This window comes from Mailhella sp., assembly GCF_057866825.1.
On record NZ_DBMAHT010000046.1, the window covers coordinates 1 to 16277 of the forward strand.

Below are 16277 nucleotides of genomic sequence, written 5' to 3' on the forward strand. Positions count from 1 at the left end.
CTGCGTGTCGAATGCTACGCGGCCTCGCTCTGTTCGCCCATGTCGTACTTGCGGTTCCAGCCGGTGACGGCGGAGAAGATCAGCACGAGGAGCAGAGCCCAGGAATACGGGTTGTAAAGCGCGGCGCTGATGCCGGGCGCAGGAATGCCGTAGCCTTCGGCCGCGCTGTAGAGAGCGCCGTACCAGGCCGCCACGGCGATGTGCCAGGGCAGCGTGAAGAAGATGCTGCACACGGCGCAGTCCATGAGGTTGGCGCGACGGGCCGCCGCGAGCTTGAACTTTTCGCCGATGGGACGCACCAGCGTGGGACCGACGAGCAGTTCGGCCGGGGCGTTGGCGGAAATCGGAATGGACGCCAGCACCGTGACGCCGACAATGAACAGCTCCGCCTGACGCACGGAGGAAACAAGCGTGCTGTGGGCGAAGTCGAGGATGCGGCGCATGATGCCGCTTTCCACGAGAATCTGCGTGACCGCCAGAATCAGAATGGCGAAAATGATGGCGCCGACCACGCTGTCCACGCCGTCCTGAATGATGCCGGTGGAGGCACCGCTCTTGGCCGGAACGCTGAATATCGCGCCGAGAGGAATGTTGCCGATGAGCACGCCGATGACGGCCGCGGTCACGTTGCCGTAAATGAGCGATTCGATGATGTGGCGTCCCGCCAGGGCGGAAACGACCACCACGACCAGCGCCAGCAGCATGAAGATGCCGGAAGGATTCAGATTGGCATGAATTTCAGGCAGCGCGCTCACCTGTCCGCCGCCGCCGAAGATCAGGAAGATCACGGCGCTCACGGCCGCGGCGGTAATGGACAGCGGGAAGCGGCTGCGCACCACGTCCTTCATTCTCGCGCCCTGCGTGTAGGCGGAAACGATGGTGGTGTCGGAAATGGGGGCCAGGTTGTCGCCGAAGGCCGCACCGGAAAGAATGGCCAGACCCAGCATGGCCGGATCGGAACCGAGGAAATAGCCCGCCGGATAAAGCACGGGAGCCAGCGCAATGCAGGTGCCGGTGCTCGTGCCCGTGCCGAGCGCGAAGAGCATGGCCGCAAAGAACACCAGCAGCGTGAAGATGGAGCCCTGCGCGCCCGTGGTCATGCCCATCCAGAGCAGACCGTTGACCAGACCGCCGGCAGCCATGAGCTTGCCGAACACGCCAGCAAACAGCCACGCCGTCACAATGACGATGCCCGTCTTGTCGCCGATGCCGCGCATGGCGGCCTTGCAGTACTCCTCTTTGTTTCTGGCAAAGAACAGGCCCACGCAGAGCGCGAGCCAGGCGCAGGCCCAGAACGGCTTCGTGCCGCCGCGCTCGGCCACGGACAGCCAGACAAGACCGGCCACCAGCACCAGCAGCGGAACCAGTCCGCCGAGAAGCCCGCCATACATGTCGAGTTTCTTTTCCTCCATGACGCTACTCCTTGTTATGGGTTCCCCTCCCGGGGTGAATTTCAAAGTTGACGCTATAAAAATTAAATAATTTTAATATGATCTATACTTTGTCGATTGTCGACAACAATATCCCGAGAAAAAGGCAAAAGCAAGGGGAAAACCTGGCTTTTGCCTGAATTATGCAGAAAAAAACGAATATATTGCGATTTCGATGCGGCTTTTTTTGCTCCAATGTCCTGCAACGCAGTGTATCAAGGCAGGCGTCCCGGGGTTGATCGCGTCATGTGCGCTTTCCGGGACGCCTGTCTCCTGCGCCGCACGCTACGCAAGATAGCTCACTGCGCCGTCCTCATTCCAGAATTTGCCGAGCTTGCCGGCACCGATCAGCGACTTGGGAATGGCGCCGTAAATGCCCTTCACACCGTTGACCACCTGGGCCACCTTGAAGTCCACGCCCATACTGCACAGCACCAGCGCCTCGTTGAAGGTCATGCCGTTTTTCTCAGCAATGAAGTGCGACGCTTCCATGATGGCCTGACGGGAAGCCAGAAGCAGCTCTTCGTTGAGTCCCATGACCAGATAATGGGTGGGCGTTTCGCCCATGGGCATGCCGAGATTCCAGTTCTTGTGCAGAATGAACTGCACTCTGCCGGTCATGGAGGTTTCTATGGCGGTAATGCTCACTTCGCCGTCGCCCTGCGCGGCGTGAGCGTCGCCCGTGTAGTACAACGCGCCGTCCACCTGCACGGGAAGATATACGGACGTGCCCTTGGTGAATGCCTTGATGTCCATGTTGCCGCCGAACACGGAAGGCGGAGCAGTGGGAGCCAGGGCAGACGGAGAAACGCCCATGATGCCGAAGAAGGGATTGAGCGGAATATTGAGGTTCTTGTACTTGCCCACCTTTTTGGCCTTGTCGTACTCAATGCGGAACGAGCTGGTTTCCTTCACCTCATACGGAACGCCGCCCGCGCCGGGACGCGCCATGACGTTGCCGAAATCCGTGGTCAAAAAGGTGTCGAGAATGCGCACTTCCAGCACGTCGCCGGGCTTGGCGCCGTTGATGCGAATGGGGCCCGTCAGAACATGTCCCGAGCTGCAGGCCTTCTTCAATTTCTCCGAGGCCAGAATTTTATAGATGATGGGATCATCCGCCGACAAAGAGTACTTTTTCATATAGTCGGAAAACGTTCCCGCGATGCCCAGCATGCTCACGGTCTCAATATCGACCACGGCACCGGAATCCACGGAAAGCACCGGCTTCTTGTCGGGATCAAAGCCGCCCTTGATAAGATTCTTGGCATCGGCGGAAACGAAATAGTCGGCCTTGGGAGAAGACGCTGCGGCCGCGGCCCGGCGCACGTTCATGGTGGTATCGAACGCAGAGGCCAGAAGCATGCCCGAAGCTCCTATGCCTGCACAGCGGATGAATTCTCTTCTGTTCATGACAGTCTCCTTTTCTTGTCGACAATCATGAAGCAAGAAGCATGCCAAACATAAGAATCGTTATTTTTCAAACAGTTATCATTTTTATGCTGCAATTGGTTGAAACACTTTTGTTTTTTGCCGCCATGCCGGGAACAATTTTAATCCGGCGCTCCCCGCGGCGGTCGTTTTTCTCTGTGCCGAGCGCGGAAATCCGCCGCAGCGCCCCTTTACGAACACAGATTTTATGCGTATTTAATACTTGTTCCGCCTGCGAGAGCGACGGAAACGTGGTCTTTCTGACCCGCGTCAGCAAAGGCACCATCCGCAAGGGGGCGCATTGGTTTCGACGGGGATGCTGGAAGCCATGGTTGCAGGTCGAGGCGCCGCTGGCCTCGTAAAAAGCGGCAACAAAGTAATTGCCAACAACGATTACGAATACGCCTACGCTGCGTAAGCAGCCGGGCATCCTGACGGCGCAAAGACCGTCACGCTGAAGCGGCCGACGTCCGATACGTCGCCGAAGCGCCAAGCTTATCGGGCTGGCGCGCGTCTGTTCCTTCCGGGGCGCGCGCGAGGAGTTACGGCGGGATAACTGACGGACGCCCGTCTGCGGGCAAATCCCGAGGCGAAAACTCTGTACGCAGACTAAACCTGTAGAGGCCTTGCGCGGACCTTTCTCGGACGGGAGTTCGACTCTCCCCGCCTCCACCAAAAGTCGAAACAATCCAATACGATATTGGATCATAAAAAAACTCCCGATGTTCAGCGTGAAAACGCTGGGCATCGGGAGTTTTTTTATGCCGTCGTTCACGGCCGCAGGCAGCATGCAACGGTTATTTTAATGTTCTCGTGAATATGGACTTCTTGCTCTGTATGAATTCGGAAATATCCTCGTTCACGCGCTTCACCGTCACGCGCGTCTTTCCGCTGTCGCTGGTATTGAGGTCAGGACTGCTGAAAACAACGGAAAGGGTATCTCCCGACAGCGTTCCCGTTATCGTGCCTTTGGGATGCTTCTTATTCCATTTGTCGTAGGAAACATCCGCCACGCAGGTGGCAGAAAATGAAGTCGGCGTCCTTTGGGTAATCTTGAAGAGCAGGGCCCACTCCCCGTCGCCTATATAGCCGACCGTATGGATTCTGTCTTTATAAATGGTCAGATAGTAATCATCGCCATTGACCGTGGCCGTAAAGCCCTGCGGTTCCGCATAGCTTATGCCCGAAGATGCGGAAGGACGCGTCCGATCCGCCGCGCCGAGTATTTTTTCCGCAGAATCCAGCATGCCGTCCAGCGCTTCGAGAGTTCCGGCAAACGCAGGCGTCGCCACCAGCAGGCCGAGAAAACACAACGCCGTCATCCATCTCTTCATTTTCCATCCTCCCTGAATATTTTTTAAAAATATTTCTTTCAAGAGCAACGGACTCTTGTTCTTCACGGCAGGCCAATCTAATGACTGCGCTTTGGCATGTCCAGCCGCATTTCCGAGGCGTAAAAGAGGCATTTTCAAAGCCCGGATCTCTTCAAAAATGCACTTCTCATGATGAACGCATCGGCGTCTTGCCGAAGATTGTGCACAAAAAACAACATGTTATAAAAACAACCGCTTCAAAAACACGTCTCTGACAGCACTTTCCGCCCCGTTTTTCTTTCTCACACGGTCGATTCCGATACATGCCGTTGTCTGCTTCCCGTGCCGCTTCCGCCCGAGACCTGCTTGCGCCCAACTCTTCCTGCAGGAACAAGCAGCAGAGACAGGAATTATTTTTTCTCTGATGACGGCGCGCATGCGCAATGTTCTTTTCCCTTGCGGCGCAAGGCCGCCGCGTCCTCAGCCGCCGAAAGGCCCTTCTCCTTTCCCGTCCCGACCTTGTACTTTTTTAACGACTGACAATCCCGCGGCTAAAAATCCTGGTTCATTCCCGCATGATAGCACGTTATGCTCTGCTTCCCGACTGCGAAGCGGCGATTTCTCCCGCTTCAAAACCGGCATTCTTGCCGAAACGTCAGGAGGTATTCCATGCACGACGCAAACAAAGCCCGACTGTCCCGACACTCCGTTCCCAGGCATCCCCGTCCTCCGTGCGTCGCTTTCCGCCCACCGGACGCTCCGCTCGAACGACGCCGACGGCCGTTCTCCAGAGCTTCCACTCCCGACGGGCAGCACGGCCCCGGCTCCACGACCGGATCAGCCGCCGGCAGCCCAAACGCCCGCGAAACAACGCACCTCTATCTCAGGAGTTCCGCCCCCATGGGAAAAACATACGGATACATCCGCGTATCCAGCACGGATCAGAACGAAAGCCGCCAGTACCTGGCCATGCAGAAACGGGATATTCCCAAAAAGCACATCTTCATCGACAAGGTGTCGGGCAAGGATTTTCAGCGGCCGCAGTACCTCGCCATGCTCCGACGCCTGAAGCCCGGCGATCAGATATGCATCACCAGCATCGACCGGCTGGGGCGCAACTACAAGGAAATCCAGCAGCAGTGGCATGTGCTCACCAAGGAAATGAAAGTGGACATTCTCGTGTTCGACATGCCTCTGCTCGACACCCGCAGAGACAAGGATCTGCTCGGCACCTTCATTGCCGATCTCGTGCTTCAGGTGCTGTCGTTCGTGGCGCAGAACGAGAGGGAAAACATACGCCGTCGCCAGGCGGAAGGCATTGCCGCGGCGAAAATCAGCGGCACGCGCTTCGGTCGGGAGCCGAGTCCGCTGCCTTCCGGCTTTCCGCGGGTGTTCGTCCTGTGGAAAAACGGTGAAATCAACACGTCCGAAGCGGCGAGACGCTGCGGCATGGCCCGCTCCAGCTTCCGCTACCGGGCCAGAACGTACATGAAGAACACCTCGTAGCAGAACGGCATGGCGTGCCTTCCGGCGGCAACGCGGAACGTACGCCATGCCTCAACGCGCAGACGCCGATGAAAACGCTCTTTAGGTGCGGCGTCTGCGCGTCGAGCCGAAAAACGAGCTTGTACCGCACATTTTGCCGGGCGCACCCCAGCCCGACTATGGTCATGCGGACGGCTCCATGCTAAAAGAGGCAAGACTGCAGGAGTGAAGCCATGAAATTCTTTACCAAGAGCCGCTATGCCCTCCGTGTGATGATAGAACTTGCCCGGCGTCCGCACAACGACAACACGCCGCTCAAGTCCATCGCGCAGTCGCAGCACATCAGTCTCAAATATCTTGAACAGGTCATCGCGCCCCTGAGCCGGGCCGGACTGGTCAAGAGCGAACGCGGCAGTCAGGGCGGATACCGGCTGGCTATGCCGCCCGAAAACTGCACGGCGGGCGACATTCTGCGCGCCGTGGAAGGAAGTCTTGCTCCCGTGGACTGCCTTGATCCGGAAGCCGAAGCCTGCAATTTTCAGAAAAAATGCGCCTCGCTGCGCTTCTGGAGCGGCCTTGGCGACTGCATCGAGCGCTACGCCGACAGCGTCACGCTGCGCGATCTCGCCGCTCTGCCCGGCGAATGCTGTCCTCCCGGTCTCTGACGCCTTCCTGCCCGTTCAACCTTCTGCCTTCGAGGTTTTCATGCCATTCAACGGACTCGCCCTTTCCCGACTCTTCTTTGAAGCCTCCCTGCCCCTGCTCAGGGAACGCATTCCCGACATCATGACGCGCTCGGCTGCCGGCCTTGTGGGCGAAGGCTCGGAATGCCTCGGCCTGGACGACGGCATTTCCCGCGATCACGACTGGGGTCCCGCCTTCTGCCTGTGGGTGCCGGACGAGCTGCTTCGCGCGGAACTTTCTCGCGTGGAGGAGGCCATAGCCTCGCTTCCCGCCTCGTTCCAGGGCTTTCCCACGCGCATGGCCAGAGAGCGGCGCATGGGCAGAACCGGACCTCTGCCGCTCAAGGGCTTCTACCGCCGCTTTCTGGGCAGGGATCGCGCCCCTGAGACCTGGCGCGAATGGATGGCCGTTCCCGAATATCACCTCTGCTCCTGCACCAACGGCGACGTGTTCATGGACGAAGGCGGAGAATTTTCCGCCGTGCGCGAGGCGCTGCTCAAATACTATCCCGACGACGTGCGCCGCAAGAAAATAGCCGCCCGCTGCATGATCATGGCGCAGGCCGGTCAGTACAATCTGCCCCGCAGTCTCCAGCGCGGCAACTCCATGGCCGCCATGCTCGCCGCCGCGCGCTTTGCCGAGGCCGCGCTGTCCATGGCCTTCCTGCTCAACCGCCGCTACATGCCCTTCTACAAGTGGGCCGGACGCCTGGCCGAAACCCTGCCCGTGCTCGGTCAGCAGACGGCTTCCACGGTCAAGGTTCTGGCGCGCACGCCCTGGGATTCCCAAAGTCTCGGAGCCGAGGCCTCGGAGGCCGTCGAAAAACTGTGCGATCTCGTGGCCGCGGAACTTCGCCGTCAGGAGCTGTGCGACATTCAGGGCAACTGGCTGTGGCAGGCCGGGCCTCTCGTGCAGCGCGGCGTCAAGGATCCCGAACTGCGCGCCCGCAACGTCATGGAGGACTGATGGAAGATTTTCGCTCCGCACTCAATGCGGCCAGAACACTCCCGGACGCGCAGGCCGAAAAGGCGCTGCGCGATCTTCTGAAACAATACCCCGACCTTTCGCCGGCAGACGAAGGGAATCTTCGCTACACGCTGGGCGTGGCTCTGTTTCATCAGGGCAAGGCCGATGAAGCGGCACACGAAACCGAACAGGCCTGCCGCCTGCTGGAACACGCTCCCGGAGCCGCAAGAGCCCTGGCGCTGACGGCGCTTGCCCGCATGAAGCTCGCCTGCCGCGACACGGCCGGAAGCGTGAGTGTCGGCAGAACCGCTCTGTCGCTTCTGCGCCAGAGCCTCGGGCCGGACGATCCGCGCCTGGCGCCTTCGCTGTTCGCCCTCTCCTTCGGCGAATACGAAAGCAGAAACTTTGCCGAAGCCGAAGCCCTCTGCCTTGAAGCCAGGGACCTCTGGGAAAAGCAGAAGGGGCCGGAAAGTCTGGAAGTGTCCACCTGTCTGAACAATCTCGGCCGCATCTGTGAGGAAACGGGGCGGCCGGACGAAGGCATTGCACTTCACCGTGCGGCGCTCGACATACGCCGCAAGGTGCTGGGCGATCACCCGGAAACCGCCTTTTCCATGGGCAACCTCGGCACGGCGCTCGCCTCGGCGGGCAGGTGGCGCGAGGCCGCCGACATGCTGGAACAGGCCATTGCCTGCTATGCCCGCTGCGGGCACACGGGCGGCAACGACATTGAGGGCTACCGCCGCAATCTGGAAGTATGCAGAAGCGCGCTGGCCCGGGAAAATGACTGAGGCTCCCTGGCCGCCTACGACGCCAAGCTCGCCGCCAAAAGCTGAACATTGCAAAGATTGCCCAAGTGACGAAAGATTTGTGCGCGGCCCGTCAGGGCGGCGCTTGTCTGCCGGGCCGACAATAAACGGAAAGCCTGCGCCGGTCGCATGATCGGCGCAGGCTTTCCGTTCTCTGAACACGTGTGAAGGCGAGGACGCTTTCCGGCGGCGGATCAGTCGAGATTCAGCGCCGCAACGGCCGCCTTCAGAAGTTCTTCCGGGCTCCGGCGCGCGTCGAGCACGCAGAAGCGTTCGGGCCAGCGGACGGCGCGGGCGAGAAAGCCCTGCCGGATGCGCTGATGAAACGCCAGCTCCTCCGCTTCAAAGCGGCCTTCGCTGGTGCTGAGTCCCTCGCGGCCGTTGCGGGCCCGCGCTCTTTTCAAGCCTTCTTCCACGGGCAGATCGAGCAGCAGCGTGCGCTCCGGCCAGAGGCCGCCCGTGGCGTGATCGTTGAGTTCCTGGAGCCTGTCCGCGTCCATACCGCGGCCGTAGCCCTGATAGGCGATGGTGGAATCGGCATAGCGGTCGCACAGCACCCATTCGCCGCGCCCCAGCGCCGGGCGGATGATCTCGGCCACGTGCTGCGCGCGGTCGGCAAGGAAGAGAAAGAGTTCGGCCCGGCTGTCCAGCGAACTCGACACGTCGAGCAGCAGCGGACGCAGTCTGGCGCCGAGTCCGCATCCGCCGGGCTCGCGCGTGCGCACGAACGGCAGACCGCGTTTTTCCAGCTCCTGTCCGAGCAGATTCATGAGCGTGCTCTTTCCCGAGCCCTCTATACCTTCTAAAGTAACGAACACTGTCTTTCCTCCTGGCGGGGTTCCTTCTTTTCCTGCCGCGACGCCTTTGTTTCCGCAGCGGAGGACGGCGTGCACACGGGACGGCAGACGCTGCGACCGAGAAGCGACTGATAAGGGCTCCACGCCATGCCTTCCCCCTCGCCGGGGGCCGGAAGAATGCCGCGGCACTGCGCAAGCTTGGCGTCGATGTTGTCGGCGTAGTGCAGCACGAACGCCTCGGGCGTGGACGGCTCGCGCGCCGCGCCGAACTCGGGCTCGCCATGATGGCTTGCAATAAGATGCTTGAAGTGCATGACAAGTTCCGGCTCAAGCCCGGACTTGCGCAGATACGGCTCAAGCATGACGATGCCCTGCACGATGTGCCCGAGCAGACGCCCCTCGTCGGTGTATTCGGTCACCAGCACGCCGCTCATTTCGTCGATCTTGCCTATGTCGTGCAGAAGCGCCGCGGCAAGCAGCGTCTGCCGGTCAAGCTCCGGATAGTGATCGGCCATGAGCATGCACAATTCGGCCACGGAGAGCATGTGCTCAAGAAGACCGCCCATGTAGGCATGATGCACGGACTTGGCCGCCGGAGCCTTCATGAGCAGCGGACGAATGCGCTTGTCGGAAAGCACGGAGCGCATGAACTTCTTCCAGGGCTTGTGCGTAAGCACGGCGTCGCAGAGGCGTTCCACGTCCGCCATCATGTCCGCCGCGGGCCTGCTGCTGGAAACAAGATAATCCTCCATGGGCAGCGCTGCGCACTCCTCTTCGCTGAGAACGCGCAGCGCCTCCACCGTGAGCTGAAGCTGTTCCCGGTACAGGGAAACATGACCTTCCACCCTCACCATCTGTCCTGCCGTCAGCGAGGACAGGGAAAGGCTGAGCGGACTCCATATCTTGGCTTCCAGCGCGCCGCTGGCGTCCTTGAGTTCAAGCCTCCAGTACGGTCCGTTGCGGGACTGCTGAAGAGATGCCAGCGACACGAGATACGCGGACGCTATCTCGTCGCCGGCCGACATGGCGCTTATCTTCTGATGCTCGGTCATGTTCGCCTCGGAAAATTTGACTTTTGGTTCCCGTTCTATACAAAAAACATGGGAAGAGGCGAAAGCGCCCCTCCCATGACATGTTCCTTTCTTTCCAGTATATGGCGCGGCAAGGCTTGTCAAAGGTTTCGGCCGCGCCGCGGAGATTCCCATGCGCGTACTCATCAGCAACGACGACGGCATCTACAGCCGCAACCTGCACCTTCTCTATGCCGCCCTGCGCCGCGCAGGCCACGACGTGAGGGCCGTGGCCCCCGCCGAACAGCATTCCGGCGCGGGCTGCTGCCTCACGGTGCATGATCCCATTCTTACGAAGCAGGTCCGCCTCACCCTCGAAGGCGGCGAACGCTTTGAAGGCACGGCCGTTTCCGGCACACCGGCCGACTGCGTCATTCTCGCGCTGCGCGGCCTCATGCCCGATTTTCGGCCCGACATCGTGATTTCCGGCATCAACTTCGGACCCAACGCCGGACAGGACGTCTTCTTCTCCGGCACGGTGGGCGCGGCCATTCAGGCGGCCATGTACGGTCTGCCCTCGCTGGCGGTTTCCCACTGCTCGCACGACGGAGCTACCGAAGCGCACGCCGATCTCGCCGTGCGCCTCGCCGCGGCCCTCGACTGGGAACATCTGCCCCGTCACCGCGTGTACAATCTCAACCTGCCCGACTGCCCGGCGGAAGAAATCCGCGGACTCAAGGTTTGCAGACACAGCACCGACTGGACCTGCCTCGATTCCTACGAACGCCGCTTCTCCCCCGCAGGCAGGGAATATTTCTGGATGAAGGATCCCTTCCAGCACTTCCTTCTTGAAGACGAAGGCACCGACAAAAGCTGGCTGCACCAGGGCTGGGCCACGCTCTCGCCGCTGAACATCGACCTCAACGACGATGCCGCCGCAAAAAAGCTCAACGAAAACAGTCTGTGGGAGTCCGTGCGTCCGTAAAAGCAGGAGAGAGGCGTTCTTTTCGGCGTTATCCCTTGCGAAAAATCCTCACTGCGGATACAAAAGAAACAAAGAAAGAGGAGAGGATTCCTTTATTGTTCATGCCTCTCCAAGATACTGATGCTCCCCGGAGGGAAGCCATGCCTATCACCACTCCCAAAGAGATGTTTGCCCGCGCCTACAAGGAAGGGTATGCCATCGGCGCTTTCAACGTCAACAACATGGAAATCATTCAGGGCATCATGCAGGCCGGCGCGGAAGAGCGCTCGCCGCTGATCCTTCAGGTTTCCGCCGGCGCCCGCAAGTATGCCGGTCAGGTGTACATCATGAAACTGGTGGAAGCCGCCCTCGCCGAGTCCGATCTCCCGGTGGTGGTGCATCTCGATCACGGCCCCGACTTTGAACTGTGCAAGGCCTGCATCGACGGCGGCTTCAGCTCCGTCATGATCGACGGCTCACACCTGCCCTTCGAGGAAAACATCGCCGTCACGAAGCAGGTGGTGGACTACGCCCACGACCGCGGCGTGTGGGTGGAAGCCGAACTCGGTCAGCTCGCCGGCGTGGAAGAGCACGTTTCCGCCGAAAAGAGCATCTACACCGATCCCGATCAGGCCGTGGAATTCGTCCAGCGCTCCGGCTGCGACTCCCTGGCCATCGCCATCGGCACGAGTCACGGCGCGTACAAGTTCAAGGGCGAAGCCAAGCTCGACTTCGAACGCCTCGACAAGATTTCTTCCATGATGCCCGGCTATCCGCTGGTGCTGCACGGCGCTTCCAGCGTGCCGCAGGAATTCGTGGAAATGGCCAACCAGTACGGCGGCAAGCTCGGCAACGCCAAGGGCGTGCCCGAAGAGATGCTGCGCAAGGCCGCCAAGTCCGGCGTATGCAAGATCAACATCGACTCCGACATCCGCCTCGCCATGACCGCCAACATCCGCAAGTACATGGCCGAACATCCCGAAGCCTTCGATCCGCGCGCCTACCTCAAGCCCGCCCGTGAAGCCGTCAAGAACATGGTGCAGCGCAAGATCCGCAACGTGCTCGGCAGCTCCAACAAAATCTGATTCTCCGGCCGCTCCTCCGGGCAGCCATTTCCGAAGGCGCAGCCTTCCTCCACGGCAGACCGTGTTTCACGGTCTGCCTGTTTTTTTCTCCGCCCTGAGCGCAGCCTCCTGACGCGGACGGAAAACGCAGTCGCTCGAAGCCCCGCCCTCAGCGCTCAAAGCGGACGACGCAGAACGCCCGGATGCCGGAACTTCCGGCCGACGCCCGGCGGGCCCTTGCAGGCGCTCCCGTTCGTACCGACGGGCGCATGAACACGGGCAAGAAGCAACGGCGAAAGGCCTCCCGGCCACACGTCTTCGCGCGCCCCGCGCTTCTGAGGCAGCCGGGCGCACAGCCCGGTCACGCCGATCCCGCGCAAGTTCTTCACCGCCCCGCGCACAAAGCCCTGCAAATCTCTTTTCCCCCAAAAACACCAAACCGCGAAATGCACTCCGACGGTCTGCCCCGCCGCTGCGCTTTCCGCGGTTCTTGCACGCGCTTTGCCTGGAAGCACGGGGCGATCTCTCCATCCGCCCCTTGTTCCGCGCGCAGGCGTTCGCCTCTCTGGCTACGCAGTTGATTTTTAACGACTCTGCCCTTGTTCCGGCGAGGCGCTCTCCTCCTGCCCTCTCCTTCACTTCGCGCTTCTCTTTTTTGCAGCAAAGCCGCCCGGATACCGATTCGCGTCCGCGGCCTTTCCCGCGCCGCTCCGTCCGTTCCGCGCCTTCGTTTCGCACCGTCAGCATAAAACCTGCTGATAACCAGCCATTGAAAATTAATATTTTTCTTTTTTTTCCTGCTCTCCTATTTTCTGGAATAGACGTTCAGAAAAGTTGACGGCCCGTAGCAAGCGGATTTCCCCGCCGTCCAGCGCGCAAAAATCATGTATCGCCAAAGGAGAGCGTATGAAGCCCATCTACAAAGAAAAATATCCCCATCTGTTTGAACCTCTCTATGTCGGCAAGAACAAAGTGCGCTTCAACAACCGCTTCAACGTGGCGCCCATCGGCTCCGGCGCCACGGGCGGCGGCGAAGACAGCGACGGCCGCATCAACACCTTCGGCATCGACTACTGGATGCGCTACATTCAGGGCGGCTTCTCCCGCGTGACCCTGCCCATGGAAGTGCCCATCGACGGCAGCCACGAACACATGTTCAACCTGAATCCCAAGACCTGCAACCAGATGAACTTCCAGCGCCTGCAGCGCGCCGTTCACGCCTTCAACGGCAAGACCTTTGCGGAATTCCTGCACGGCGGCCCCTACATGCGCGCGGGCTTCAAGAAAATCTCCGCCGACGACGAACCCCATCTCGGCTCCCAGGCCGCCACGGTGGCCGACATGGAAGAAGTGGCCGCCCTGTTCGGCGAATACGCCCACTGGGCTCAGATAGCCAATTTCGACGGTCTGCTGCTGCACTACGGCCACGGCTGGCTGTTCAACTACTTCCTCTCCCCGCTCACCAACCACCGCACCGACGAGTTCGGCGGCTCCATTGAAAACCGCTGCCGCTTCCCGCTCATGGTCATCAAGGAAATCCGCCGCGTGGTGGGCGACAGCCTGCTCATCGAACTGCGTCTCAACGGCACCGACGGCGTGGAAGGCGGCATCACCCCCGAAGAATGCGCCGAGCAGGTCAAGATCTTCCAGGACTACGTGGACATGGTTCACATCACCTGCGGCCACCGCATCGACGCCTTCACGCGTCCCAAGATGCATCCCACCGGCTTCGATCCCATGGCCCACAACGCCTGGGCCAGCGAAATCGTGAAGAAGTCCGGCGTGTCCATTCCCATCGGCCTCGTGGGCGGCGTGTATGATCCCGCCGTGGCCGAAGAAGTGCTCGCCAAGGGTCAGGCCGACTACGTGCTCATGGCCCGCTCCGCCATGGCCGACCCCGAACTCGTCAAAAAGGCCAAGGAAGGCAGAGAAGACGACATCCGCCCCTGCCTGCGCTGCAACTACTGCATGGATCACGGCCGCCGCGTGGCCATTTCCAAGGATCTGCACCTGCTCACCTACCCCAGCTACGACCGTCAGTGCATGACCAATCCCATGCAGTTCCAGAGCGCGCAGAAGCTGCGCATTCCCCCGGCGGATCGTCAGAAGAAGGTGGCCGTCATCGGCGGCGGCGTGGCCGGCATGGAAGCGGCCCTGAGCTGCGCCATGAGAGGTCACACCGTGGTGCTCTACGAAAAGACCGACCGCCTCGGCGGACAGGCCCTGCTTTCCGATCCCATGTGGTTCAAGAAGGAAATGAAGCTGTTCCACGAGTATCTGGTACGCCAGATCAAGAAGCGCCCGGCCATCACCGTGGTGTACAACACCGAAGCCACCCGCGAAATCATTGAAGAAAACGACTTCGACGCCGTCATCGTGGCCGTGGGCGCGGAACAGGTCGTGCCCCGCATTCCCGGCGTGGAAAAGGCCGTCATGTCCTTCGATGTGTTCGGTCATGAAGACACGGTGGGCAAGAAGGTGGCCATCATCGGCGGCGGCGCCATCGGCGTGGAACTCGGCATTCATCTGAACGGCCTCGGCCATGAATGCACCATCGTGGAAATGGCCGAACATCTCGCCTCCAAGGCCCAGCTCACCGAACGCACCGCCTACCTCATCAATCTGGAAAAGAACCACGTGAACAGCATGGTGAACACCACCTGCCGGGAAATCACCGACAAGGGCGTGTGGGTGGAAAACGCCGACGGCAAAAAGTTCATCGAAGCCGACACCGTCATCATCGCCGTGGGCACCAAGCCGCTCGTCAAGGAACGCGAAAAGTTCAAGGACGTGGCCTTCGACGTGATCTGCGTGGGCGACTGCGTGGAAGCTTCCAGCATCGTGCATGCCGTGCATACCGGCTTCGACGCCGGCCTTACCCTGTAATTATCGCAACCTTGCGTCGTCCGCACGGGGCGTCCGCGGAAAGGCGGGCGCTCCACAACCTCGGGAGTTCGCTATGAAACCGATATACAAAGAAAAGTATCCTCATCTTTTTGAACCCATGTACGTGGGCAAGAACAAGGTCATGTTCAACAACAGGGTGCGCGTGGCCCCCATCGGCACCGGCGCCACGGGCGGCGGCGAAGACAGCGACGGCCGCATCAACACCTTCGGCATCGACTTCTGGATGCGCTTCATCCGCGGCGGCTTCTCCTCCGTGGCCCTGCCCATGGAAGTGCCCATCGACGGCAGCCATGAACACTGCTTCAATCTGAATCCCAAGACCTGCAACCAGATGAACTTCCAGCGCTTCCAGCGCGCCGTTCACGCCTACAACGGCAGAAGCTTTGCGGAATTCATCCACGGCGGCCCCTACATGCGCGCGGGCTTCAAGAAGATCGCCGCCGACGACGAACCCCATCTCGGCGCCAAGGCCGCCACGGTGGCGGAAATGGAAGAAATCGCCGCCCTGTTCGGCGAATACGCCCACTGGGCCCAGATAGCCAACTTCGACGGCCTCATGCTGCACTTCGCCCACGGCTGGCTCATCAACTACTTCCTCTCCCCGCTCACCAACCACCGCACCGACGAATTCGGCGGCTCCATTGAAAACCGCTGCCGCTTCCCCGTGATGATCCTCAAGGAAATCCGCCGCGTGGTGGGCGACAGCCTGCTCATCGAACTGCGCCTCAACGGCACCGACGGCGTGGAAGGCGGCATCATGCCCGAAGAAACCGCCGAACAGGTCAAAATCTTCCAGGACTACGTGGACATGGTCCACATCACCTGCGGCCACCGCATCGACGCCCTCACCCGTCCCAAGATGCATCCTACCGGCTTCGATCCCGTGGCGCACAACGCCTGGGCCAGCGAAATCGTGAAGAAGTCCGGCGTGTCCATTCCCGTCGGCGTGGTGGGCGGCATCTACAGCCCCGAAATCGCTGAAGAAGTGCTCGCCAAGGGTCAGGCCGACTACGTGCTCATGGGCCGCTCCGCCATGGCCGATCCCGAAATCATCAAGAAGGCCAAGGAAGGCAGAGAAGACGACATCCGCCCCTGCCTGCGCTGCGACTACTGCCTCGACCACGGCCGCCGCGTGGCCATTTCCAAGGATCTGCACCTGCTCACCTATCCCAGCTACGACCGCACCTGCATGGTCAATCCCCTGCAGTTTCAGAGCGCTCAGAAGCTGCGCATTCCGCCGTCCGACCGTCATAAGAAGGTGGCCGTCATCGGCGGCGGCGTGGCCGGCATGAACGCGGCCCTGAGCTGCGCCGACCGCGGTCACTCCGTGGTGCTCTACGAAAAGACCGACCGCCTCGGCGGACAGGCCCTGCTTTCCGATCCCATGTGGTTCAAGAAGGAAATGAAGCTGTTCCACGAA

13 protein-coding genes and 1 other RNA gene are annotated in these 16277 nt (G+C 60.6%); 9 read left to right on the forward strand and 5 right to left on the reverse strand.

The annotated features are described in order from the left end of the window. Positions 1 to 14: 14 nt before the first annotated feature. Complete coding sequence (locus ACZM96_RS06050) at positions 15 to 1412, reverse strand: Na+/H+ antiporter NhaC family protein (RefSeq protein WP_489487928.1); 1398 nt, start codon at positions 1410 to 1412, stop codon at positions 15 to 17. Positions 1413 to 1715: 303 nt separating this feature from the next. Then, positions 1716 to 2840 carry an acetamidase/formamidase family protein gene (locus ACZM96_RS06055; RefSeq protein WP_489487929.1) on the reverse strand — a complete coding sequence of 375 codons (1125 nt, stop codon included), beginning with the start codon at positions 2838 to 2840 and terminating at the stop codon, positions 1716 to 1718. A gap of 310 nt (positions 2841 to 3150) precedes the next feature. Between ACZM96_RS06055 and ssrA the strand changes: the two genes are divergently transcribed. After that, positions 3151 to 3533, forward strand: a transfer-messenger RNA (tmRNA) gene (gene ssrA, locus ACZM96_RS06060). Between the two features lie 122 nt (positions 3534 to 3655). Here ssrA and ACZM96_RS06065 read toward each other — a convergent pair. Further along, a complete protein-coding gene (locus tag ACZM96_RS06065) occupies positions 3656 to 4330 on the reverse strand; it encodes a hypothetical protein (RefSeq protein ID WP_489487930.1) in 675 nt (224 codons plus the stop codon). A gap of 741 nt (positions 4331 to 5071) precedes the next feature. Here ACZM96_RS06065 and ACZM96_RS06070 point away from each other — a divergent pair. The 4 genes from ACZM96_RS06070 (at position 5072) to ACZM96_RS06085 (ending at position 8097) form a co-directional block, all read left to right on the forward strand. After that, positions 5072 to 5677, forward strand: a complete 606-nt coding sequence (locus ACZM96_RS06070) for a recombinase family protein (protein WP_489487931.1) — start codon at positions 5072 to 5074, stop codon at positions 5675 to 5677. 212 nt (positions 5678 to 5889) lie between these two features. Further along, the gene (locus tag ACZM96_RS06075) at positions 5890 to 6321 is read left to right on the forward strand and encodes an RrF2 family transcriptional regulator (RefSeq protein ID WP_489487932.1); all 432 of its coding nucleotides are present in this window, start codon (positions 5890 to 5892) and stop codon (positions 6319 to 6321) included. 40 nt (positions 6322 to 6361) lie between these two features. Beyond that, the gene (locus tag ACZM96_RS06080) at positions 6362 to 7306 is read left to right on the forward strand and encodes a DUF4037 domain-containing protein (protein ID WP_489487933.1); all 945 of its coding nucleotides are present in this window, start codon (positions 6362 to 6364) and stop codon (positions 7304 to 7306) included. After that, complete coding sequence (locus ACZM96_RS06085) at positions 7306 to 8097, forward strand: tetratricopeptide repeat protein (RefSeq protein ID WP_489487934.1); 792 nt, start codon at positions 7306 to 7308, stop codon at positions 8095 to 8097. The genes ACZM96_RS06080 and ACZM96_RS06085 overlap by 1 nt, the downstream gene beginning before the upstream one ends. 212 nt (positions 8098 to 8309) lie before the next feature. Here ACZM96_RS06085 and tmk read toward each other — a convergent pair whose 3' ends face one another. Together tmk and ACZM96_RS06095 are read right to left on the reverse strand one after the other, a co-directional pair. Next, on the reverse strand, positions 8310 to 8933 hold the full coding sequence (gene tmk / locus ACZM96_RS06090; RefSeq protein ID WP_489487935.1) for a dTMP kinase: 624 nt from the start codon (positions 8931 to 8933) through the stop codon (positions 8310 to 8312). Beyond that, positions 8918 to 9964, reverse strand: coding sequence for a 3'-5' exoribonuclease YhaM family protein (locus ACZM96_RS06095; RefSeq protein WP_489487936.1), 1047 nt, complete (start codon positions 9962 to 9964; stop codon positions 8918 to 8920). The genes tmk and ACZM96_RS06095 overlap by 16 nt, the downstream gene beginning before the upstream one ends. Before the next feature lie 151 nt (positions 9965 to 10115). Here ACZM96_RS06095 and surE point away from each other — a divergent pair, with 151 nt between their 5' ends. From surE to ACZM96_RS06115, 4 genes are all read left to right on the forward strand, one after another. Next, complete coding sequence (surE, locus tag ACZM96_RS06100; RefSeq protein ID WP_489487937.1) at positions 10116 to 10907, forward strand: 5'/3'-nucleotidase SurE; 792 nt, start codon at positions 10116 to 10118, stop codon at positions 10905 to 10907. A gap of 140 nt (positions 10908 to 11047) precedes the next feature. Then, positions 11048 to 11971 (forward strand): class II fructose-1,6-bisphosphate aldolase, encoded by a 924-nt coding sequence (fba, locus tag ACZM96_RS06105; RefSeq protein ID WP_489487938.1) that lies wholly within the window; start codon positions 11048 to 11050, stop codon positions 11969 to 11971. Positions 11972 to 12856: 885 nt separating this feature from the next. Continuing rightward, positions 12857 to 14836, forward strand: coding sequence for an oxidoreductase (locus ACZM96_RS06110; protein WP_489487939.1), 1980 nt, complete (start codon positions 12857 to 12859; stop codon positions 14834 to 14836). A 73-nt stretch (positions 14837 to 14909) separates the two neighbouring features. Next, positions 14910 to 16277 (forward strand): FAD-dependent oxidoreductase (locus ACZM96_RS06115; protein WP_489487940.1); only part of this gene is annotated, 1368 nt, incomplete at its 3' end.

Coding starts and splice junctions, on each gene's coding strand:
- ACZM96_RS06050 (WP_489487928.1), bottom strand. CDS start 1,412: ATGGAGGAAAAGAAACTCGACATGTATGGCGGGCTTCTCGGCGGACTG.
- ACZM96_RS06055 (WP_489487929.1), bottom strand. CDS start 2,840: ATGAACAGAAGAGAATTCATCCGCTGTGCAGGCATAGGAGCTTCGGGC.
- ACZM96_RS06070 (WP_489487931.1), top strand. CDS start 5,072: ATGGGAAAAACATACGGATACATCCGCGTATCCAGCACGGATCAGAAC.
- ACZM96_RS06075 (WP_489487932.1), top strand. CDS start 5,890: ATGAAATTCTTTACCAAGAGCCGCTATGCCCTCCGTGTGATGATAGAA.
- ACZM96_RS06080 (WP_489487933.1), top strand. CDS start 6,362: ATGCCATTCAACGGACTCGCCCTTTCCCGACTCTTCTTTGAAGCCTCC.
- ACZM96_RS06085 (WP_489487934.1), top strand. CDS start 7,306: ATGGAAGATTTTCGCTCCGCACTCAATGCGGCCAGAACACTCCCGGAC.
- ACZM96_RS06095 (WP_489487936.1), bottom strand. CDS start 9,964: ATGACCGAGCATCAGAAGATAAGCGCCATGTCGGCCGGCGACGAGATA.
- surE (WP_489487937.1), top strand. CDS start 10,116: ATGCGCGTACTCATCAGCAACGACGACGGCATCTACAGCCGCAACCTG.
- fba (WP_489487938.1), top strand. CDS start 11,048: ATGCCTATCACCACTCCCAAAGAGATGTTTGCCCGCGCCTACAAGGAA.
- ACZM96_RS06110 (WP_489487939.1), top strand. CDS start 12,857: ATGAAGCCCATCTACAAAGAAAAATATCCCCATCTGTTTGAACCTCTC.